This is a genomic window from Rhizobium sp. L1K21, assembly GCF_024055895.1.
Taxonomy (GTDB): Bacteria; Pseudomonadota; Alphaproteobacteria; order Rhizobiales; family Rhizobiaceae; genus Ensifer_A.
On sequence record NZ_JAMXLE010000004.1, the window covers coordinates 11,615 to 32,659 of the forward strand.

Consider the following 21,045-nt stretch of genomic DNA (forward strand, 5'->3'; position numbering starts at 1 on the left):
AATTAGTTCCTGCCCAATCTGTTTTTTTGGCAGCAGACACCGATTCCCATATTTCACAGGGCCATCACCTTTATGAAAAAGGCCCGCCAGTGTCGAGAACCGGCGGGCCAATAATATATTCCGATGAAGTAAAATTGATCAGCGCTGAGCCACGAAAGTCACAAAATATAGCGTGACAGATCCGTGTCGGCTGCCAATTCACCGACAGATTTGCGGACATAGGCTGAATCGATCATCACCTCCTCGCCTTCACGGTCGGGCGCGGTGAACGAAATTTCGTCCAAGACACGTTCCATCACCGTTTGCAGGCGACGAGCACCAATGTTTTCGACGCTCGCATTCAGATGCACGGCAACATCAGCAAGTTCATCAATGGCGTCTTCCGTGAAATCAAGGTTGATCCCTTCCGTTCCCATCAGCGCCTTGTACTGACGGATCAGGCTTGCTTCGGTTTCAGTGAGAATCCGGCGGAAATCCTCCTTTGTCAGCGCCTTGAGTTCCACCCGGATCGGAAGGCGGCCCTGTAACTCCGGAAGGAGATCGGAAGGTTTCGAGACATGGAATGCGCCGGATGCGATAAAGAGAATGTGATCGGTCTTGACCGGCCCGTATTTCGTCGCAACTGTGGTTCCTTCCACCAGTGGCAGAAGGTCGCGCTGCACGCCTTCACGTGAAACACCTGCACCCATGCGCCCGTCACCGGCAGCGATCTTGTCGATCTCGTCCAGGAAAACGATGCCGTCATTTTCGACCGCTTTCATCGCTTCGCGGTTGATCTGATCGTTGTCGATCAGCTTTTCGGCCTCATCATTGATGAGATCGCGGTAGGATTCGCGAACCGTCGTTCTGATCTTTTTCTTCGGCTGGTTGCCCATGGCCTTGCCGAGCAGATCGGAAATGTTCAGAACGCCGATATTGGCACCGGGCATGCCCGGAATTTCCAGCCCACCGGCGGGGCCGGGATTGTCGGCAACCTCGATTTCGATTTCCTTGTCGTCAAGAAGCCCATCGCGCAGCTTCTTGCGGAAGCTGTCGCGGGTTGCAGGCGAAGCCGTTGAGCCCACAAGTGCGTCCAGAACGCGCTCTTCGGCATTCTTGTGCGCCTTGGTCTGGACCTCGGCACGCTTTTTTTCCTTCACCAGCATGATACCGGCTTCGACCAGATCGCGGATGATCTGCTCTACATCGCGGCCAACATATCCGACTTCGGTAAATTTCGTGGCTTCGACCTTGATGAAGGGCGCACCGGCGAGCTTGGCCAGACGGCGGGAAATTTCCGTCTTGCCCACACCGGTCGGGCCGATCATCAGAATGTTCTTCGGCATGACTTCATCGCGCAGATCATCTTCCAGCTGTTGCCGGCGCCAGCGGTTGCGCAAGGCGATTGCCACAGCACGCTTGGCCTCGTGCTGGCCGATGATGAAGCGGTCAAGTTCGGATACGATCTCGCGGGGAGAAAAAGTCGTCATTGTTTTTCGTACTCCTGACGGTCCAGATTCATGAATAGCGCTGGTCCGCTTTTGGTCATGGCTTTCTTCAGCTTTTTAAAGCCGATCTTTTCATAAGCGCGTATCGCGCTGTTATTGGCCGGGTCCGGGTCTACCAATATTCTGGGAACACCTTCGGCGAAGAGTCGATCGCAAACGATGTTCATGAAACGCGGCCCCAAGCCTTTTCCAATCAGTTCCGGCGGGCCAATAAACTGGTCTATGCCCACAGTGCCGTCCGGTTGATCCTGCAGCGCCGGCTCGCTCACCCGCTCTCCATCAAGCCGGCAAATCTGGATATAGGCAAACGCGGTTTCTCCATATTCAACCATCATCGGTTCAACCGTTGGATCATCCAAATGCGCACCGATGCGGGTGATTTGCTCGTCTGGAGAAGACCACCATTTTTGAACATGCGGATATTCCAGCCATTGCCGCAAGAGAACAAAATCCTGCGGTCTCACTGGCCTGAAGGAAATCGGCAACTCATCATGCGGCATCCAGCGTTTCCACCACGATATTACCATTGGTGTAGACGCAGATTTCGCCGGCGATTTCCATCGCCCGGCGCGCCACCTCTTCCGCGCTCTTATCTGTGTCCATCAATGCACGTGCTGCAGCATAGGCGTAGTTGCCGCCTGAGCCGATGGCCATCGTGCCATGTTCGGGCTCCAGAACATCGCCGTTACCGGTGACCGCCAGGGTGATGTCCTTGTCGGCAACCAGCATCATGGCCTCCAGATTGCGCAAGTATTTGTCGGTACGCCAATCCTTGGCAAGCTCAACGGCAGCGCGCATGAGCTGGCCCGGATACTGATCGAGCTTCTTCTCGAGGCGCTCCAGAAGTGTGAAAGCATCGGCGGTCGCGCCGGCAAAACCTGCAATCACTTCGCCCTTGCCAATGCGGCGCACCTTGCGGGCATTGCCCTTCATGACGGTCTGGCCGAGGCTCACCTGGCCGTCGCCGGCCATGACAACCTTGCCGCCCTTGCGCACGGTGATGATGGTTGTCGCGTGCATGGTGCCGTATGGATTGTGTTCGCTCATCTATATAGTCTCACTATTTTAGCGCGTTCTAGCGCTTGTGTGTTGCTGGTTATTTAGGGACGATGCCAGCGAATGCAAAGGGAGAAGCGCTCCATCAAAGGCTGGAATGATTTCATCACATTGATCTTCTGGATATTTTTACCGCTGCCTGATAAGGGAAACGCAGAAAGAGTGGAGTTGCCAAATGTCGAGTGAAGCAACCGCCCGAAAGGGCAGTATCGCGCGGAAAACGAACGAAACGGATATTTCCGTTTCGGTCAACCTGGATGGTACCGGCGTGTCGAAGATTTCGACCGGTGTGGGCTTCTTCGATCATATGCTGGAACAGCTTTCGCGCCATTCGCTGATCGACATGGAAATCGTCGCCAAGGGCGACCTTCACATTGACGACCACCACACGGTGGAGGACACCGGCATTGCAATCGGTCAGGCCATTTCGAAGGCACTCGGTGACCGCCGCGGTATCACGCGTTATGCATCACTCGATCTGGTGATGGATGAAACCATGACCAAGGCAGCCGTTGACCTTTCCGGTCGACCGTTCCTCGTCTGGAATGTCGAGTTTTCAGCGCCAAAAGTCGGCACATTCGACACAGAGTTGGTGCGCGAGTTCTTTCAGGCGCTCGCCCAGCATGGCGGCATCACACTGCATGTGATGAACCACTACGGTGCCAACAATCACCATATAGCCGAGACTTGTTTCAAGTCGGTGGCGCGCGTGCTGCGCACCGCTGTTGAGATCGACCCGCGCCAGGCTTCCCGCGTACCTTCCACAAAGGGTATGCTGGTCTGACGGACACTTCCGGATGCCAGAATGACAAGCTACATTGTTCTGTCCCCGCCCGGCGGCATTGCCCGGGACGAGAAAAACCGTTTCATCAAGGACGGTTTTTCGATTTGGGCTGCCGTTTTTCCGTTCATTTGGGCGCTGACCAAGAAGCTCTACGTGGAAGCCCTCATTCTCTTCGCCATTGAGCTTGCAATCATCTATCTCAGTCAAAACCCTGATTTGGAAGGACCCGCAACCGCTGTTTCGCTGATTATCTCGCTTCTTTGGGGATTGGAGGCGCGCAACTGGCTTGTCGGCAGGCTGGAAAAGAAGGGGTGGCAGCAGGAGGCGGTGATCTCGGCACCGACCCTTGGCGATGCAGAGGCAATGTTTTATGGAAATGCGGCGCCGGCACGCGAACCCCCATGGGGCCGCACCACAACAAACAAAGCCGCGACGCCGGGCGGAACCGCAATGGCGCTTGGCCTGATGGATTATGAAAAGGGACGCCGCTGATGCGTGTTGCCATTATCGACTATGGTTCGGGAAATCTGCGATCGGCCACCAAGGCCTTTCAGCGCGATGTCGTGAAAGCCGGCCTGCCGCACGAAATTACGCTGACAGACGATCCGGAGGTCGTTGCCAAATCGAGCCATATCGTATTGCCGGGTGTGGGTGCCTATGCCGATTGCCGGGCCGGGCTTGATGCTGTGTCCGGCATGTTCGAGGCTATAGAAGAGGCTGTCGAAAAGCGCGGGCAACCCTTCCTCGGCATCTGCGTTGGAACCCAGCTGATGGCGACCCGTGGCCTTGAAAAGGCAACGACGCCTGGATTTGACTGGATCAAGGGCGATGTGAAGCTGATCACACCGTCTGACCCGAACCTCAAGATCCCGCAAATCGGCTGGAATACGCTTGAAATTCAAAACCCGCATCCGCTTTTTGAGGGTGTTCCAACGGGGGAGAACGGGCTGCATGCCTATTTCGTGCATTCCTACCATATCAACGCTGAAAAGCCTGAAAACGTGATTGCGACGGCAGATTACGGTGGACCGGTCACGGCTTTTGTTGCAGACGGCAACAAGGCGGGGGCTCAGTTCCACCCGGAAAAGAGCCAGCGCCTCGGCCATCTTCTCATCACCAATTTCCTGAAGTGGAAGCCATGATCCTATTTCCTGCTATCGATTTGAAGGACGGTCAGTGCGTTCGCCTGAAACTTGGCGATATGGACCAGGCGACCGTCTATAATCCGGACCCGGCAGCGCAGGCGCTCGCCTTCGAACATCAGGGCTTCGAGTGGCTGCATGTGGTGGACCTGAACGGCGCTTTTGCGGGCGAAAGCGTCAATGGGGCTGCTGTGGACGCGATCTTGAAAGCAACGCGCAATCCGGTGCAGCTTGGCGGCGGCATTCGCACGCTTGAACATATTGAAAACTGGCTTTCCAAGGGTCTGGCGCGTGTCATTCTCGGCACTGTGGCGGTGCGCGATCCGGACCTCGTGATAGAGGCCTGTAAGAAGTTTCCCGGCAAGATCGCAGTCGGCATCGACGCCAAAGGCGGCAAGGTGGCTGTCGAGGGCTGGGCTGAGGCCTCAGAACTTGGTGTTGTCGAACTGGCAAAGAAGTTTGAAGGCGCCGGCGTCTCGGCCATCATCTATACCGATATCGACCGGGACGGCATTCTGACCGGCATCAACTGGGAATCGACGCTGGAACTGGCCGAGGCCGTTTCCATTCCCGTCATTGCGTCCGGCGGGCTTGCGTCGCTGGACGACATTCGCCGCATGTGTGAGCCTGACGCCGAAAAGCTGGAAGGCGCAATCTCAGGCCGCGCACTTTATGATGGGCGGATTGATCCGGCCCAGGCGCTCGCCATCATCCGCGCGGCAAAGGAGAATGTACGATGACGCTGAAGGCCCGTGTCATTCCCTGCCTCGATGTGAAGGACGGTCGCGTCGTCAAGGGTGTCAGCTTCGTCGATCTGGTCGATGCCGGGGACCCGGTGGAGTCCGCCAAGGCCTATGATGCAGCAGGTGCCGACGAACTCTGCTTTCTGGATATCACCGCATCATCCGACAACCGGGATACGATTTTCGATGTCGTGGCGCGCACGGCAGAACATTGCTTCATGCCCGTGACGGTCGGTGGCGGCGTTCGCACAACAGGCGACATTCGCAAATTGCTGCTGGCCGGTGCCGACAAGGTTTCGATCAATTCTGCGGCGGTCAAAAACCCGGATTTCGTCGCCGAAGCGGCTGACAAATTTGGCAACCAGTGCATCGTTGGTTCCATTGATGCCAAGCGCGTCTCGAAGCCAGGCGAGACGCCACGCTGGGAAATTTTCACCCATGGCGGGCGTACGCCAACCGGTATCGACGCAGTACAGTTTGCCCACACCCTTGTTGAAAAAGGTGCTGGCGAGCTGCTCTTGACCTCCATGGACCAGGATGGTCAGAAAAGCGGTTACGACATCGAACTCACCCGCACGATTGCCGACAGTGTTTCCGTTCCCGTTATCGCCTCGGGCGGTGTCGGCACGCTTGATCATCTGGTGGAAGGCGTGCGCGACGGCCATGCAACGGCAGTGCTTGCCGCTTCCATCTTTCACTTCGGCACCTACACGATCGGCGAGGCCAAGCAATATATGGCCAACCACGGCATCGCCATGCGGCTTGATCCGCCGGGAGAATGATATGACCGACTTTAGCCTCTCCGATCTTGAGAAGATCGTTGCCGAGCGCGCAAGTGCGTCGCCCGAAGAATCCTGGACGGCGAAACTCATTTCAAAAGGTCAGGAAAAGGCAGCCCAGAAGATGGGAGAAGAGGCCGTTGAAGCAGTGATTGCTGCGGTTACCAGAAACGATGGCGAGCTTGTCAAGGAATCGGCGGATTTGCTCTATCACCTGCTGGTCGTATTGAAAATTGCCGGAATACCGTTAGATAGAGTGATGGAGGAACTGCAAAGCCGGACTGCACAGTCTGGCCTTGCGGAGAAAGCTGGCCGGGGACAATAGATGGAAGCAGTGGCGGGCATGGTGGGGGAAAGCGACGTTCTGGATCATTTCCAGGCGAAGGAATATTCGCCCTATCGCTTCTACTCCGCTGAGGCATGGTCAAAGTTTCGCGCCGACACCCCCCTGACATTGTCCGAAGAAGAAGTGAAGCAGCTCCGTTCGCTGAACGACCCGGTCGATATTTCCGAGGTCAAACGGATCTATCTATCGCTTTCGAGACTTCTTTCCGCGCATGTGGAATCATCGCAAATGCTGTTTGAGCAGCGCAAACGCTTTCTCAGCATGGAAAATGTGACAAAGACTCCTTTCGTTATCGGCATTGCCGGGTCGGTTGCGGTCGGTAAATCCACCACGGCCCGTATTCTGAAGCAGCTTCTGGCGCGCTGGCCATCAAGCCCCAAGGTCGATCTGGTGACGACCGACGGTTTTCTTTATCCAAACGCGATCCTGGAAGAGCACAAGATCATGGATCGCAAGGGCTTTCCTGAAAGCTATGATATTGGTGCCCTGCTCCGCTTCCTTTCCGCCATCAAAGCCGGCCAGCCGAATGTGCGCGCGTCGCGCTATTCGCACCTGACCTATGACCGGCTGCCCGGCGAATACCAGACCATCGACAGACCGGATATTCTGATTTTCGAGGGCATCAATGTCCTGCAGTCACGCGACCTTCCCGCGGACGGCAAGATCGTACCGATCGTTTCTGATTTCTTCGATTTTTCGATTTATATCGATGCAGAAGAAGACCTCATCCACACCTGGTATATCGACAGGTTCATGAAGCTGCGAAACACTGCTTTTAAAGACCCGGCTTCCTACTTCAACCGGTATTCGCGTGTGAGCGAGGAAGAGGCTCTGGCGATTGCAGAAGGTCTCTGGAAAAACACGAACCTGAAAAACCTGCGCGAAAACATCCTGCCGACCCGCCCCCGCGCGGACCTTATTCTCCGCAAGGGCCAAAATCACCTGATTGAAGAAGTGGCCCTGCGCAAACTTTAAGAGAGCGCTTCCACCCAAAGCTTTGCTCTGGCTTGAGTCAGATGCTCATTTTCTTGAAGACTGCTTCGGGAATGTGACGGATGATGAGCATGATAAGCTGCCAGATCGGCCGGACATAGATAACGTTACGACCCTTGATGACCGCACGGACGATGGCTTCGCCCACTTCCTCAGGCTCGGCGGTCAACTTTGCCGGCAGGTCCATGCCCGCCGTCATCTGTGTATTGACGAAACCGGGGAGTACGGTGACCACGTGAACTCCTTTTTTGCCAGCCTGTTGCGCAAACCCGAGAGAAACGCAGTGAAGCCAGCCTTGGCTGAGCCATAAACGTAATTGCTCGCGCGCCCACGGATACCGGCGACGGAAGAAATACCGACCAGAGTACCTGAACCGCGCGTCTCAAATCGATTGGCGAGCACCGCGAGAAGGCTCGCCGGTCCCTCGTAATTCGCCCTCATAACAGCGACGGCCGCTGCGATATCCTGTTCGTTTTCAGCCTGATCGCCCAACACGCCGACGACACTGACCGCCACATGCGGCAGTTCGGGAAGGCTGGCGACGAAGTCGGCATGGGTGTCTGTCGCCAGCGCATCAAAATCATGCAGCGTCACGCTAACGCCGTAGCGAACGGAAATATCAGCCTGGTCGGCGCCAAGGCGGGCACTGTTGCGCGCCGCAAGCTGGATGGCATGACCCTTTGCAGCGAAGGCGTGGGCAGTGGCTCGACCAATATCGGAGGCTGCACCAATAATGAGAACGGGTCCGGTTGTCACAGAGCGAGCCTTTCGGATTGTGCCGAGCGAAAATGCCTGGCCAGAGAGAGATTGGCGCAGGTTTCGGAAGCCCTGCGTCCGTGGATCGGAAGCGGCAAGCGTGGCCGCGCTCATGCGGCTGTCCTTGGCCAGATAAAAGCGTCCTCCATGGTCTAGGACCCCGCGGTCAAGTCTTTCCATCAAAGCAAGCATGCTTGCGTTGACTGGAAAATCCAGCGCCAGCGTGTAGCCCAGGCCTTCCGTTGCGCCGCTTCGATAACCGCGAGTTTCCGAGCCGTCGCACGAGACGCGTCAGATCAGCTTTATTTCTCGCCAGGCGGCGGAAGCACGCGATCCAGTTCGGCTATCCAGGCTGCGGCTGTACCGTCTGAGGGTGCACGCCAATCACCACGCGGCGAAAGCGAGCCGCCGGAAGAGATTTTTGGCCCGTTGGGAACAGCCGAGCGTTTAAACTGGCTCGTCAGAAAGAAGCGACGCAGGAAAGAGCGCAGCCAAAACCGAATGGTCTCAAGATCATAAGATTGCATCTTCTCGTCGCGCATGTTGGGCGGCCAGGGCGCAGTGCTTTGCTCACGCCAGGTATGCCAGGAGAGGAAGGCGATCTTGGAAGGGCGAAGACCATAACGAATTGTGTGGAACAGGTTAAAATCCTGAAGCGCATAGGGGCCAACGAAATCTTCTGTCTTCTGGCTCGGCGTGTCTCCATCGCCCGGCACCAGTTCCGGACTGATCTCGGTATCAACGATCGATTCCAGGGTCTTCGACGCTTCGTTACCAAAGAGATCCTTGGCAACTACCCAACGGATAAGATGCTGTATAAGCGTTTTTGGCACTGACGCGTTCACGTTGTAATGGCTCATATGGTCACCCACGCCATAAGTGCACCAGCCGAGCGCCAGTTCAGAAAGGTCCCCCGTTCCAAGCACCAGTGCATTGTTTTGGTTGGCCAGGCGGAAAAGAATAGACGTGCGTGCACCCGCCTGTACGTTCTCAAACGTAATATCGTAGAGCTTCTCGCCCTCTGCCGCGCCGTGACCAATGTCCTTGAGCATCTGCGTTGCAGCTGGAGCGATGTCGATCTCTTCTGCGCTCACACCCAGGGCTTTCATCAGCTTCCAGGCATTCGATTTCGTATGATCGGATGTTGCAAATGCGGGAAGCGTATAGGCCAGAATATTCTTGCGTGGTAACTTCAGCCTGTCGAAAGCGCGCGCTGCCACGATCAGCGCATGCGAGGAATCAAGCCCACCTGATACACCAATGACAATCTTGTTCATGCCGGAAGAGCGCAGACGTTGCGTGAGGCCTTGAACCTGAATGTTATAGGCCTCGAAACACAGTTCATCGAGCCGCGCCGTGTCACTTGGCACATAGGGGAAGCGAGACAATGGACGCATCAACCCGAGATCGGTAAGAGGCGGATCAAGATGGAACTTCACACGGCGGTAAGGCTTGGCCGGTGGGTTGGCTCGACCACATTGCTGGAAAGAGCCGGAACGAATCCGTTCTCCAGTCAAACGCTCCAGATCGATGTCGGCCATCACCATGTTCGGGCGATCGAGAAAACGCTCGGCCTGTGTCAGCAGGGTGCCGTTTTCATAAATCATTGCATGGCCATCCCAGGCTAGGTCTGTTGTGGATTCACCTTCCCCCGCCGCAGAGTAAAGATAGGCCGCCATGCATTGGCTCGATTGCACCTCGCATAGGGAGTGGCGAAACTGAGCCTTGCCAACCGTGGCGTTCGACGCGGAAAGATTCACTATGACATTCGCACCCGCCATTGCCGCACGTGTAGATGGCGGTATCGGTGTCCAGGCGTCTTCACAAATTTCCGCTGCAATGATGAGACCTTGGCAATCGTCCGCTTCAAACAGAAGGTCGATGCCGAACGGGACTTCCTGTCCGCAAAGCTCAATGCTGCTCAGGGAGGTCGCACCGTCTGCGGGCGTAAAATAGCGGGGATCATAGAATTCGCGATAATTTGGCAGATAGCTTTTTGGAACCACGCCGAGGATACGCCCTCTATGGATGGCTATCGCGCAGTTATAGAGGCCGGTGCCGACACGCAAAGGTGCTCCCACAAACAGGACCGGCAACAAAAGCTTGGAGGATTCGACCAGATGAGCAAGCGCGACCTCGGTTGCGTCAAGCAAGGCTCCCTGATGGAACAGGTCGTCTATTGAATAACCCGTCAAACCCATTTCGGTAAAGAGAACAAGCACGGCACCTTTATCACCTGCTTGACTTGCCAAGTGGATATGACGCTCTGCGTTGGCCATCGGGTCTGTGAGGCGAACAAGGGGCGTGGCGACAGCAACGCGCGCCATGCCTTGCGCATATAGGGAGAAAAAGGTTTCGGCATTGAGGAAAGTGTGCGTCATGCGGTTGGACCAATTTATTCCGGATTTTGATATTACCTTGACTGGGCTGTTAACACGGCTCGATCCGCTTCACAAAGGACTGTCGGCATGACAGTCGAGATCAAGGTTCGATAGAATTCCGCCGTGTTGACAGACATCGGAGTGTTGATTGCCTCCGATTGATCTGCTCTGAACCAGCCCGACGAAAGAACCGAACGTGATGTTAAGCCACCGATTATCCGCATCGTCTCATCTCTTGGCTAGTCTCTCGTATAGCTTGAGGTATTTCGCCTCGCTCAAACTGTTGTGGAAGTGACTTTCGTAACGTCGGCGAGCGGCTGCGCCGAAGTTCCTTTGTAAATCGTGATTTGCGTAGATTTTCGTCATCGCCTCCGCCAAGGCTTCAGAGTTGGCCGGTGTTATGACAAACCCGGTTTCGCCATCGCGGTTGATATAACTTGTGCCGGTCCCGATCTCGCAGGAAATCATAGGTTTGCCAGCTCTTGCGGCTTCCAGGAGAGCCAGACCGAACGCCTCGGAGCGAAGATGCGAGGGAAACACGAATGTCCCGCAAAGGTCCAACAGGGCCTCCTTATCTTCTTCGCTCACCGAGCCAACGACTTTTACATTCGGTGGAATATTTTCCTGTACTTCGTAATCCGAGAACCCAAAACCTGCAATCACGACAGGAAAGTTTGTTTTGCGGGCAGCCTCCAACAAGAAGCCCAAGCCCTTGTAGTAACGATTGGCGCCGACAAACAGAAAAAAGCCTTCGCCCAGCCGGCTTCGCCACATATCGACGCGCTCGGTCTCGACGGGCTTGCGTTCGCTGAGCCCAAGCGGGATCACTTCCACCTTGTTTTTGAACCTCTCAAGTGTCGGACTACTTTCAAGGTAATTTTGAGAGGTTGCCACAATGCTGCTCGCCCGCGAAAGAAAAGCGTGCATCAAGGGCTTATAAAAAGGCAATATTCTCTGTTGCTTGACGATGTCGGAGTGGTAGGTGACCACGATTGGCTTATCCGGGCGGATTGTAAGATCAAGAACGTCCATCATGGGCCATGGGAAGTGGTAGTGAATTACATCCGCACTTTGGCTGAGCTTTCGGTACATGGCGAAAATTGAAAGCGAAAAACTCGTCGAAGCAATGTGAAGGTCGCGTTTGGCCACGTGCACATAATGGTGGCCTATTTTTATGGGCTCACCACTTTCCTGTTCACCAGTCACCAAGACATCTGAGTGAACCCCCTTGAAAGAAAGCGGTTCAGCAATCTCATGGATGACTTTCGCAACGCCCGTAAAGTTTTCTGGCAAATATGTCTTGTAGACGTGCAAGACGCGCATTCGGATTTACCCCACATTTGGAATTTGGATGCACTAGGTGCGCGAAGAGCTCCGCCCTTCCCGCAGCTCTAATTGCGCCCAAAATCGTCCGTCAGCCGGATAATGTCGTCTTCCCCAAGATACGCACCCGTTTGAATCTCGATCAGTTCAAGCTGAATCTTGCCGGGATTGGCGAGGCGGTGAACGGCGCCTAGCGGTATATAAATTGACTCGTTTTCAGTCAGCATGGATACCGTTTCACCAACTGTGACTTCGGCAGTTCCCTTGACAACAATCCAATGTTCCGAGCGATGGTGATGCTTTTGCAGCGAAAGCTGTTTTCCAGGCTGCACAAAGATGCGCTTCACCTGGAAACGGTCGCCGCTGATGATCGACGTGTAGCCGCCCCAAGGCCGATAGGAGGTCGGGTGAATTTCCGCCATGGCCTGTGTTTTCTTCGAGGCTTTGAGTGCCTTGACGATCTGGCCAACATTCTGGCTATCGGAGAGCTTTCCGACATAAACGGCATCTTCACTGGCGACAATCGCCATGCCCTCGAGCCCTTGAGCAGCAATATGGAGATGGGGTGAAACGACCAGAGAATTTTGAGTGTTGATTAGTGTTGCCTCTGCTTCAACAACATTGCCGTCAGCGTCCTTATTGTTGTTTTCCCAAAGGGCGTTCCATGCACCGAGATCGGACCATCTGAAGGAAGACGGGACCACAGCAGCAAGCTCCGTCTTTTCCATAATGGCATAGTCGATGGAAATGTCAGGGCACTTGGCAAACGCCTCACCATCCAGACGCGTGAAGTCAAGATCTCCGACGTCACGATCTACCGATTCATTCGCATGCTCCAAAATCTCGGGAGCGAGTTCCGCAAACTCCTTAAGCAAAATCGAAACGGGGAACATGAACATTCCGGAATTCCACGAAAAGCGTCCGGATTCGACCAGCTCCCGTGCCCTTTCCGCAGATGGCTTTTCAACAAAGCGCTCAACCTGAAAGATTCCGCGGCCCAGATCTTTGCCTGCCTCGATATATCCGTACCCGGTTGAAGGTTCGGTTGGCGTTATACCGAAAGTAACAAGCTTTCCGCTTTGTGCGGCAGCAAATGCCTTGTCGATACAGTCGAAGTAAATTTCATCGGCCCGAATTTCGTGGTCGGATGCAAATATCTGCATGATAGCATCCTCACCGAACATATTTCGGACAAGAACCGCAGCTGCTGCTACAGCCGGCGCCGTGTTGCGCGCGACAGGTTCCAAAATAATGGAAGAAAGCTTCATTTCCATTTCGCGGGCCTGCTCCGCAACGAGAAAACGGAAATCTTCATTGGTCAAAATAATGGGCGCTTCGTAGCGCGCTTTATCAGAAATGCGTTCAAGCGTGTTCTGAAAAAGCGTTTTTGGGCCGATGAACCGAATGAATTGTTTTGGTGCTGCAGCGCGCGAAAGCGGCCAAAGGCGTGTGCCCTTGCCGCCGGCCAGTACTACGGGAACGATTTTTTGGGTCAATTTAGATCTCTTCACTTCCTGAAAGTTGTTCTCTGCATCAGCGCTCGGAGTAAGTCCGTTTATCAGTCTTTCTCCCTCCCGCCCAGCTTCAATGGCATGCGAATTCGGGCATAATTCTCGAATGACGCAAATGAAGATGTCGACGCCTGTTTAGCGTTAAACGCAGTTCATCGATATCGTTTTTTCGAGGTTCTTGCCAAGAGGTCGCCAAAACCGCCGGCTGCTGAAATAAATGCTGCAGATCTTTTGGGCTTCGCGCCGAATGCAAAACCCTGTCCGTGCGCTGCAAGCTGCTTCTTCTGCGGCTATTCTATATGAAATACCATGAAATACCGCCTTCGGCAGGCAAATCCAGGTTCGTAATTTGAGGATTTGCCCCCGCAAATTCAGGTGCCGCTCACTTTGTGTTGCATGTAACGGTCAGAGCGGATAATCCCATCCTGAAATGAGGTCGAGAATTCATTCTTTTCAGAGGCAGCGTATTGGATTTTGTTTCGTACTCGCAAAACTTGGAAGACGTTGTGCTCGACCGCGTGTTTAGCAAAGTCCAGGCGGGGCTCTATATTGATATTGGGGCGAAGGGACCGACCCTGAACTCAGCCACAAAAGCACTTTACGAGGCCGGATGGTCCGGCATCAACATTGAGCCCAATCCCAAACGCCATGCGCTTTTGCTTCAACGGCGGCCTCGCGACGTAAACCTAAGAGCGTTCGTCGGCAATATGTCGGAACAGGTGGAAACAGAACTTGCTGCAGGAACTTCTGCACCAAGGCAGACGTTGGATCTCATCTGGAAAACCCATGTTCCCGATGGGACAACCGTGCATCTTCTCAAGATCGATGCGGGCACAAACGGACATGAGATCATTGCGTCCAATGATTGGGTCCAACATAGACCCTGGGTTGTTCTTGTCAGATCGCGTCCATCTGGATCAAGCGCGGAAAGCCTGGCAGATCTGGAAGCAACACTTGTCGCTGCGCGCTACCGCATGGTGCTTTCTCTCGGCTCAAGCAAATTCTATCTTGCAGATGAACATGCAGAACTTGCCGACCTATTCAGCGATCCATCGAAAGCTGCCAATAATATCCCATTATATGACGTTATAGACCTGGAAGTCCAACTTCAGGAAGCGGAAGATGCTGCTGATAAACTCACGAAAAAGCTGAAAGTCGCTTTGGATTCAAACCTCGCGATTGTACAACAGACCAATGCGCTGCGCGCCGACCTGCAGAGGCTCCACAAAAGTCTGTCCTGGCGGCTTACTCAGCCGCTGCGGCAGTATAACCCGAAGCAACTATTGTATGTTATTATACGACATGCGCGTGTGGCAGTCGCTCGGAATCCAGTCCTGGCAAACTCGACACGAGCCCTCGTTCACAAGATGCCGATTGTCCATACGCTGCTTCGGAAAGCTATGGGTACAGATCACCCAAGCGGATCCTTAGATTTCGTGAATTTGAAATTCGGTCGTTTTACGGTCGATTTTTGCTCTGGACCTTTGGGGGACGCGCGTGGAATTGGGCGCGTTGCCAGAGAACAGTTTTCCAAACTGCGTGAGCGTGAGACAACCGGCGCAGAGGAAGAAGCGGGGGCCGACAATGTTCCTAATCTTCATTTCTACACCTCAATTCATTGGTGTCCCCCGGAGTTGCCGGAAAAGAGCGTAATCATGATTCACGATGTCATACCTTTGATTTTTCGTGATATCTTTCCCAGGTCCCTCATTTGGGAATGGGAGGGCCGGTTGAAGTCGGCCGCCGCTCAAGCCGAACACATCGTCACAATCAGCCACGCAAATTTGGAAAAAATCTCAACCCTGCTGGAAGTGGATCAGAGAAAGATCAGCGTCGTTCATAACGGGGTCACCCAGCTTCCCGTCGACTACGACAATAAACTGAATTTGCCGAAAAAACCGTATCTGGTTTTCGTCGGAAGCCAAGACTATCACAAGAACCTGAAGATCGTATTGCAGGCTATGAAAGAAACGGTTGCCAAAGATGTTGAACTGGCACTCGTTGGCGACAACTCGGGGATCTTGGACTACGCAAAGAAACTGGGCGTCCATTCTCGGCTGAGCTTCCTGGGGAAGTGTACTGATGGCGAACTCGGTTACGCCTTGAGCAAATCATGTGGTTTGGTATTCCCCAGTTTATATGAGGGATTCGGATTGCCGCCAATGGAAGCAGCCCTTCTCGGCGTACCTTCGATTTGCAGTGACAGACCCGCCATGAATGAGATGCTGAGCGAAGGTGTAGTATTTTGTGACCCTGAAGATCCAAGAGAATGGGCGCAAGCCATGTCTCTTCTAACCCACGAGGGCTTGCCTCAAGCCGCCGTTCAAAATGCCCGTAAGTGTGTTGAAACCGAATTCAACTGGGACCGCTCGGTAGACAATCTTCTCCAAATCCTTCAAAGGGTGGCTGCAGAAAATTAGGTGCTGCTGCACACAAAATGGAACCAACATCGGCACACTTAGCCAAGCGATACGATGACAGACGCAAAAAACGATATTCTCTCTAAGGAAATTAGCGGCGCGCTCAGCCGGGCAGAGCTTGCATTCCATTTAGCATGGAGCGACACACGTGCGCGCTACCGCCGTTCAATTCTCGGGCCATTCTGGCTGGTCTTTGGAACATTGCTGGGGGTGGGAGGTCTGGGTTTTGTCTGGGGCGCTCTGCTCGACGTGGACCGTTCCGTTTTCATACCCTCGCTGACTATTAGCATCATTACGTGGTATCTGCTGAGTGGAAGTATCACAGAAGCGGCTTCCGTCTTCTTCAACAACCGAAGCCTCTTTTTGAACATGGAGGTTTCATCTCTCCTGATATCTCTGCTTTTGCTATTTCGACAGCTCATCAATTTTGCGCACAACATTGTTGTGGTTGTGATTGTCTATGTCGTATATCCCGAACATCTCGGCTGGGCGGCGTTGCTGGCGCCGATTGGTATTTTGCTGGTGAGCTTCAACCTGCTGTGGATTATTCAATTGACGGGTTATATCGGTGCGCGTTTTCGCGATCTCGCCCCGCTTATAGCGGCGATCATGCAGCCGCTTTTCTTTATTACACCTGTCCTTTTCCGACCGGAGCAATTGGGCGCCCGCGCTTACGTCACCGCAATTAATCCGCTCACATACATGCTTGAGATTGTCCGTGATCCGCTGATGGGCAAAATTCCTTCAATCACGACCTGGGCCGTGATGATAGGCCTCACGATCATCGGTTGGGGGGCCACCTTAGTCCTGACGAAATCGAAGCGCCGTAGACTGCCATATTGGGTCAACTAAGAGATGAGCAAAATAGAACTTAAGAACGCAACGGTAGAATATCCCATCTACCACGCTGACAGCATGTCGCTGCGCAACAAGATCGTTTCCATTGGCACTGGCGGGACGATCTCTCGCGGGGTTAAAAACATTGTTACCGTAAAGGCCCTTGATGATGTGTCCTTCACCTTGGAAGAGGGCGATCGCGTTGGATTGATAGGCCACAATGGATCCGGCAAATCCACTTTATTACGGACTCTGGCGGGCATTTATACTCCCACTGGTGGGTCGGTAACGGTTGATGGGAAGATATCGACAATTTTCGATCTCAACGCCGGTCTGGATACAGAACTCAGCGGTTATGAAAATATTGTGCGTATGGCGATGTTTCTGGGTGCCAGCGGAAAAAAAGCAAGAGCGATGATACCCGAAATTGAGGACTTTGCGGAACTTGGGGATTTTCTTTCCATGCCGGTGAGAACCTATTCGGCCGGTATGCTGACACGTCTGGCATTTGCCGTTGCGACCGCAGTAGAACCCGAAATTCTTCTCATCGACGAAGTCATCGGCGCGGGCGACCAGCGCTTTCAGGAACGCGCTAAGGAGCGCTTGATCAACGTCGTGAAGTCCGCCAAAATTATGGTCTTGGCTTCGCATTCCGATATAATGATTGAACTTTACTGCAATCGGGCACTCACCTTCGAGCACGGAAAACTGATCAAGGACGAGCGATTCTGAGTTGTCGCGCCGAGTCCCGTGGTTCATTCACCGGCAGGCATCATCCTGCTGTATTGTATCTGAACAAAGGCTGGGGCGTGATGTTGGCTATCACTTCGAAGAATAAGCGTCGATGGAAAGCACCTCAGCCATTCGCGCCAGAAACTTTTCCCTTGTGAAATCCTGCGAACGTTGAATACAACGATCTCTCATTTGCAGCGCGCGCTCCTCGGACAGGGAATTGACTGCCTTGACAATATCTTCAATCTCAAATCGAGGAGGAAGGAGCAGGCCTGTTTCGCCATCGATAATGGTTTCAAGGAGCCCACCTTCCGCGACGCCAATGACGGGCTTGCCAGCCGCCATGGATTCCACAGGAGACATTCCGAAATCTTCGTCCTTGGGCAGGTAAATCGTTGCAATCGCCTCGCTGATCAGGCGGAAAAGCAAATCATCATTAACCCATCCAAGGAACTCGATATTGGTCGCTCCCGCCGCCAATTCCCTTAACCGTTTCAACTCTTCACCGCCAGAAACAACAATCAGCCTCTTGTCGGGCATTTTGCGGAAAGCTTCAACGATGAGGTCTACCCGTTTGAGCGGAGACAGTCTTGCGGTCGAAAGGTAGTATCCCTGGGGCGGCTGCCAAACAAAGGACGATGTCTCGACAGGCGGATTGATCACCACGCTTTCCACGCCAAGGAACTTGGATATACGGAGGCGCGTCGTTTCGGAATTTGCGACAACGACGTGCATGCGCGTGACCGCTGCCCGGTAGCGCCGTTCAAACAGGCGGAGAACCGGCGCTGCAAAGATACGAACGGCAAATGGCAGGCGCGACAGAAAATGAACTCTCTGATCGTAAAGAAAACGCGGCGGAGTGTGGCAGTAGAAGACGTTGAGTCCTCGCGAAGCTTCGGGCGCAGCGAAGGGTGCCGCCACGCCTGAGAAAATCCTTAGACGATACTGAGCCGCCTTTTTCTTCTGGCGCGAAAACAACATTGAGAGTGCGATCGGACGTATGCCAAACCTTCTCAAAACCGGCGTGAGTTCCAATGACTCGACATCTGTCTCGAACTGTTCATTGTCATAACTGCTCTCGGTCAGATATCCGCACTTCAGATCGAAGTGAAACGCGTTTGCCAGGGTCAAGACCAGTCTTTCCCCCCCACCGCGAATGGCAAAATAATCATGGTAGACCACACCGGTTTCTGACGACGTCTTCTTCAATTCTCTTCGTTCCTCATGCGTAGACCGGCATATGTAAAACGCCTCTTTTCATAAAACGCTGGCTAGGGGCCACGGTGGTATTGCTTATATCTCAGATGATTAGAACGCGTGGCGCTCCGTGAAGCGCCCGCCATTTCCTCTATCAGATAGAAAAAATTTCCTGATTTTAACAAACTGAAATTGGAAGTTTGAAATCCAAACCACCACCAGGTCACTTCTTGCGGACGCATCCGCCAGCTTTCCCAATACTATCTATAACTCCGGATTCGCGGCCGATCCTCTTGAACAATCACAAAAACGGCCTTCCAATCGAACATCGATATCTTCAAAAGCTCCTGGACGCTAAGATACCCGCCGGCGTGAAGCTGCAAGAAGGCTCAAATCAAGCGCCGATAAATTCGATGCTCATCGTCTGCGCACAACGCAGAGTAAGAGCCTTTTCAGATATTCATGGGGAGCCTTTTGCCTTCTTTAACACGCTTTCTGTTTACTCTTTTACCCCAATCAGAAGCCAGCTTGGACGTAGCCAGAAAAGAGTCTTCAACCGCGGCCTCCACTGCTCGAAATTGTTCTGCCAAGCCTCAAATACTCCCTTCCCCGCCGGCGAAAGCTCCATTGCGGCCGGATCCGGGCAGAAGTCATGCCAGATAAACAGTGCACCGCTGCGTGTGACAGAAAATGCTTTTTCTGTATCGCTCTCAACAAGCTCAGCGGTGTGCCCTCCATCGATCAAGACAGAATCAAAGAAGTCGGGGGCATACGCGGATACATCGAAATCTCGACTGTCGCACAAAATCTGGGTTACCCGGTTTTCAAACCCTTTGGCCCGATAACGCCAGCCGATCATCGACCCTGCATCACCAACCACCGTGGGTGCCTCGATACCATCACCGTCAAGGTTTTGCCGACCATAGCGCGGATTTCCGTCTTCATCGATTTCGCCGTCGGGCAAGTTAATAGTCCAAATGTCGGCGTCGCAGGACTCAGCACAAATGACTGCACCATGTCCCTCCCACGTGCCGAATTCCAAATGCCGCTTGGGTTCAAAGTTTCGATACAAATATCTGAAGATATGCGTTTCATCCACCTCGGTCTTAAAGTCGCCGACGTCGTACCGATATATTCTGCCATTGGACATCAAAGGACGATCGAAAGAAAGTGCGTTCCCCACTCCCGCATAATCAACAATGTCGATCGACCTGCCTTTACTGGAATCGGCCAGCGAAATGTCGTCTAAGCTGAATTTCCGCCTTTTCGGCTCGATAACAGAGGCTGCAACAGCCTTCGCAGGCACGGCTGGATAGACAGCTATTTCTGGCACTGTGAACTTAACCTGAACTCCCCTTTCATCCACGTTCCGGAACATAACCGAGTAAATCTGAGAAGGCTTTTCAACGTACAGAGAGGCTGTCATATTGACGCCCGACTCCAGATGCAGTTCTTTGCCAACGTAGTTTTGCTCGTCGCTGCTTAGGCAACCAACCCCAAGTTTTCCCTCAACTTCGTCGAATTTCACTTCAACGATTGATGGACCTGTTGACTCGAGAAAACCATCAAAAACACAGTCCGCAGCATAGCTCCAACGGTCGGATGGACCGACAACCATATTCTGCTCGTTGATTTCAGAGCCGTTGTGCAAACGCAACGAGGTTGCCACATTCTCCATTGGAGAAGAAGCAGCTTCAAAGGCGGGTGGAAGAATCAGCGGCTCTACGTCGAAGCGCAAGTTAAACACCGGCACGCCACAACTCTCTTTATCATCCCTTTTTAATAGGTAGTTCTCATTATCCAGCACCAGAGCACTCGAATACCCACGCTCGACAAGCCATGCCAGTGCCTCATTGACAGACTGTCCACGCGTTACAAGTGCATGGTTCAATTCAATAACAAGGTAGGGATTTAACGCTTCTAGTGTCTTCTCACTGCCCTTCAGCGTTTCCAAGTCAAATCCATCGACATCGATTTTCATGATGTCGATTTTGCCTATCTTCTTCTCCGCAACAAATTGGTCGACGGTGGTGAAAGGAAAGTCGCCGACATCGGGATCTTGCCCCCACATGCGATATATCGCATCATTGAAATTGCCGACCTTCGCACCCAAAGCCAATTGAAATGTTTCGACATTTTCCAAGCCCGCGTGACTAATATTTTCACTCAGTTTGGCTATCGTGGTCGTTGGCTCAAACGCGTATACCTTCCCTTGCGAAAGGAGCTTTCCCAGAAGGACGGAATAAATTCCTACATTTGCGCCGATGTCGAAGGCAACCCAGTCTTCCTGACAGTTACGAACAAGCCAGCGTTTGGTTTGTAATTCCGACTCTGGATAATAATCTTGAAATTCATCATAGTAGGATACCAAGGTGACGGGATCATATCCCGGAACAATCGAGTGTATCGGATTCTTTGATACTATACTCGGTGTGCTTTCAACTGAAGCCTTTCCCTTCAGCCAGGAATACCAAGGTGCCTTTTCAATCCATTTCCGGGATATACCATGTCTATTATTCCCCTGCACCATATACTCTGGCCCTCCTGCACGACAGCAA

The 21,045-nt window shown here is 53.3% G+C and carries 18 protein-coding genes and 1 pseudogene; 10 read left to right on the forward strand and 9 right to left on the reverse strand.

Translation table 11 applies throughout. The features are described from left to right. Positions 1 to 158: 158 nt before the first annotated feature. The 3 genes from hslU to hslV are packed head-to-tail and all read right to left on the reverse strand — an operon-like array spanning position 159 to position 2,534. Entirely contained in the window at positions 159 to 1,469 is a 1,311-nt protein-coding gene (gene hslU, locus NHF56_RS17135) for an ATP-dependent protease ATPase subunit HslU (RefSeq protein ID WP_252806812.1), read from the reverse strand. Next, entirely contained in the window at positions 1,466 to 2,014 is a 549-nt protein-coding gene (locus NHF56_RS17140; RefSeq protein ID WP_306431192.1) for a GNAT family N-acetyltransferase, read from the reverse strand. The genes hslU and NHF56_RS17140 overlap by 4 nt, the downstream gene beginning before the upstream one ends. Further along, the gene (gene hslV / locus NHF56_RS17145; protein ID WP_252806816.1) at positions 1,977 to 2,534 is read right to left on the reverse strand and encodes an ATP-dependent protease subunit HslV; all 558 of its coding nucleotides are present in this window, start codon (positions 2,532 to 2,534) and stop codon (positions 1,977 to 1,979) included. The genes NHF56_RS17140 and hslV overlap by 38 nt, the downstream gene beginning before the upstream one ends. Positions 2,535 to 2,718: 184 nt before the next feature. Here hslV and hisB point away from each other — a divergent pair, with 184 nt between their 5' ends. The 7 genes from hisB to coaA are packed head-to-tail and all read left to right on the forward strand — an operon-like array spanning position 2,719 to position 7,312. Continuing rightward, positions 2,719 to 3,327, forward strand: a complete 609-nt coding sequence (gene hisB, locus NHF56_RS17150; RefSeq protein ID WP_252806818.1) for an imidazoleglycerol-phosphate dehydratase HisB — start codon at positions 2,719 to 2,721, stop codon at positions 3,325 to 3,327. A gap of 21 nt (positions 3,328 to 3,348) precedes the next feature. Next, complete coding sequence (locus NHF56_RS17155; protein ID WP_252806821.1) at positions 3,349 to 3,819, forward strand: DUF2628 domain-containing protein; 471 nt, start codon at positions 3,349 to 3,351, stop codon at positions 3,817 to 3,819. After that, on the forward strand, positions 3,819 to 4,469 hold the full coding sequence (hisH, locus tag NHF56_RS17160) for an imidazole glycerol phosphate synthase subunit HisH (RefSeq protein WP_252806823.1): 651 nt from the start codon (positions 3,819 to 3,821) through the stop codon (positions 4,467 to 4,469). The genes NHF56_RS17155 and hisH overlap by 1 nt, the downstream gene beginning before the upstream one ends. Continuing rightward, positions 4,466 to 5,209 carry a 1-(5-phosphoribosyl)-5-[(5-phosphoribosylamino)methylideneamino]imidazole-4-carboxamide isomerase gene (gene hisA / locus NHF56_RS17165; protein ID WP_252806825.1) on the forward strand — a complete coding sequence of 248 codons (744 nt, stop codon included), beginning with the start codon at positions 4,466 to 4,468 and terminating at the stop codon, positions 5,207 to 5,209. The genes hisH and hisA overlap by 4 nt, the downstream gene beginning before the upstream one ends. After that, entirely contained in the window at positions 5,206 to 5,994 is a 789-nt protein-coding gene (gene hisF / locus NHF56_RS17170; protein WP_252806827.1) for an imidazole glycerol phosphate synthase subunit HisF, read from the forward strand. The genes hisA and hisF overlap by 4 nt, the downstream gene beginning before the upstream one ends. A 1-nt stretch (position 5,995) precedes the next feature. Next, positions 5,996 to 6,316: a phosphoribosyl-ATP diphosphatase gene (locus NHF56_RS17175; protein ID WP_252806829.1), complete on the forward strand. Its 321-nt coding sequence runs from the start codon at positions 5,996 to 5,998 to the stop codon at positions 6,314 to 6,316. Continuing rightward, positions 6,317 to 7,312, forward strand: coding sequence for a type I pantothenate kinase (coaA, locus tag NHF56_RS17180; protein WP_252806831.1), 996 nt, complete (start codon positions 6,317 to 6,319; stop codon positions 7,310 to 7,312). It abuts the gene before it with no gap. 37 nt (positions 7,313 to 7,349) lie between these two features. Here the strand turns inward: coaA and NHF56_RS17185 are convergent. The 4 genes and pseudogenes from NHF56_RS17185 to NHF56_RS17200 form a co-directional block, all read right to left on the reverse strand. Beyond that, positions 7,350 to 8,086, reverse strand: a pseudogene (locus NHF56_RS17185) (SDR family oxidoreductase). Between the two features lie 302 nt (positions 8,087 to 8,388). Then, positions 8,389 to 10,467 (reverse strand): NAD(+) synthase, encoded by a 2,079-nt coding sequence (locus NHF56_RS17190; protein ID WP_252806833.1) that lies wholly within the window; start codon positions 10,465 to 10,467, stop codon positions 8,389 to 8,391. A 228-nt stretch (positions 10,468 to 10,695) separates the two neighbouring features. Continuing rightward, positions 10,696 to 11,790 (reverse strand): glycosyltransferase, encoded by a 1,095-nt coding sequence (locus tag NHF56_RS17195; RefSeq protein ID WP_252806835.1) that lies wholly within the window; start codon positions 11,788 to 11,790, stop codon positions 10,696 to 10,698. A gap of 68 nt (positions 11,791 to 11,858) precedes the next feature. After that, positions 11,859 to 13,286, reverse strand: a complete 1,428-nt coding sequence (locus NHF56_RS17200; protein ID WP_252806837.1) for a mannose-1-phosphate guanylyltransferase/mannose-6-phosphate isomerase — start codon at positions 13,284 to 13,286, stop codon at positions 11,859 to 11,861. 482 nt (positions 13,287 to 13,768) lie between these two features. Between NHF56_RS17200 and NHF56_RS17205 the strand changes: the two genes are divergently transcribed. The 3 genes from NHF56_RS17205 to NHF56_RS17215 are packed head-to-tail and all read left to right on the forward strand — an operon-like array spanning position 13,769 to position 17,290. Beyond that, entirely contained in the window at positions 13,769 to 15,721 is a 1,953-nt protein-coding gene (locus NHF56_RS17205) for a glycosyltransferase (protein ID WP_252806839.1), read from the forward strand. A 54-nt stretch (positions 15,722 to 15,775) separates the two neighbouring features. After that, complete coding sequence (locus tag NHF56_RS17210) at positions 15,776 to 16,573, forward strand: ABC transporter permease (RefSeq protein ID WP_252806841.1); 798 nt, start codon at positions 15,776 to 15,778, stop codon at positions 16,571 to 16,573. Between the two features lie 3 nt (positions 16,574 to 16,576). Beyond that, positions 16,577 to 17,290 carry an ABC transporter ATP-binding protein gene (locus NHF56_RS17215; RefSeq protein ID WP_252806843.1) on the forward strand — a complete coding sequence of 238 codons (714 nt, stop codon included), beginning with the start codon at positions 16,577 to 16,579 and terminating at the stop codon, positions 17,288 to 17,290. 90 nt (positions 17,291 to 17,380) lie between these two features. On the opposite strand, the gene NHF56_RS17220 is transcribed toward NHF56_RS17215, so the two are convergent. Continuing rightward, positions 17,381 to 18,499 (reverse strand): glycosyltransferase, encoded by a 1,119-nt coding sequence (locus NHF56_RS17220; protein WP_252806845.1) that lies wholly within the window; start codon positions 18,497 to 18,499, stop codon positions 17,381 to 17,383. 487 nt (positions 18,500 to 18,986) lie between these two features. Next, positions 18,987 to 21,017, reverse strand: coding sequence for an FkbM family methyltransferase (locus NHF56_RS17225; protein ID WP_252806847.1), 2,031 nt, complete (start codon positions 21,015 to 21,017; stop codon positions 18,987 to 18,989). Positions 21,018 to 21,045: the final 28 nt, after the last annotated feature.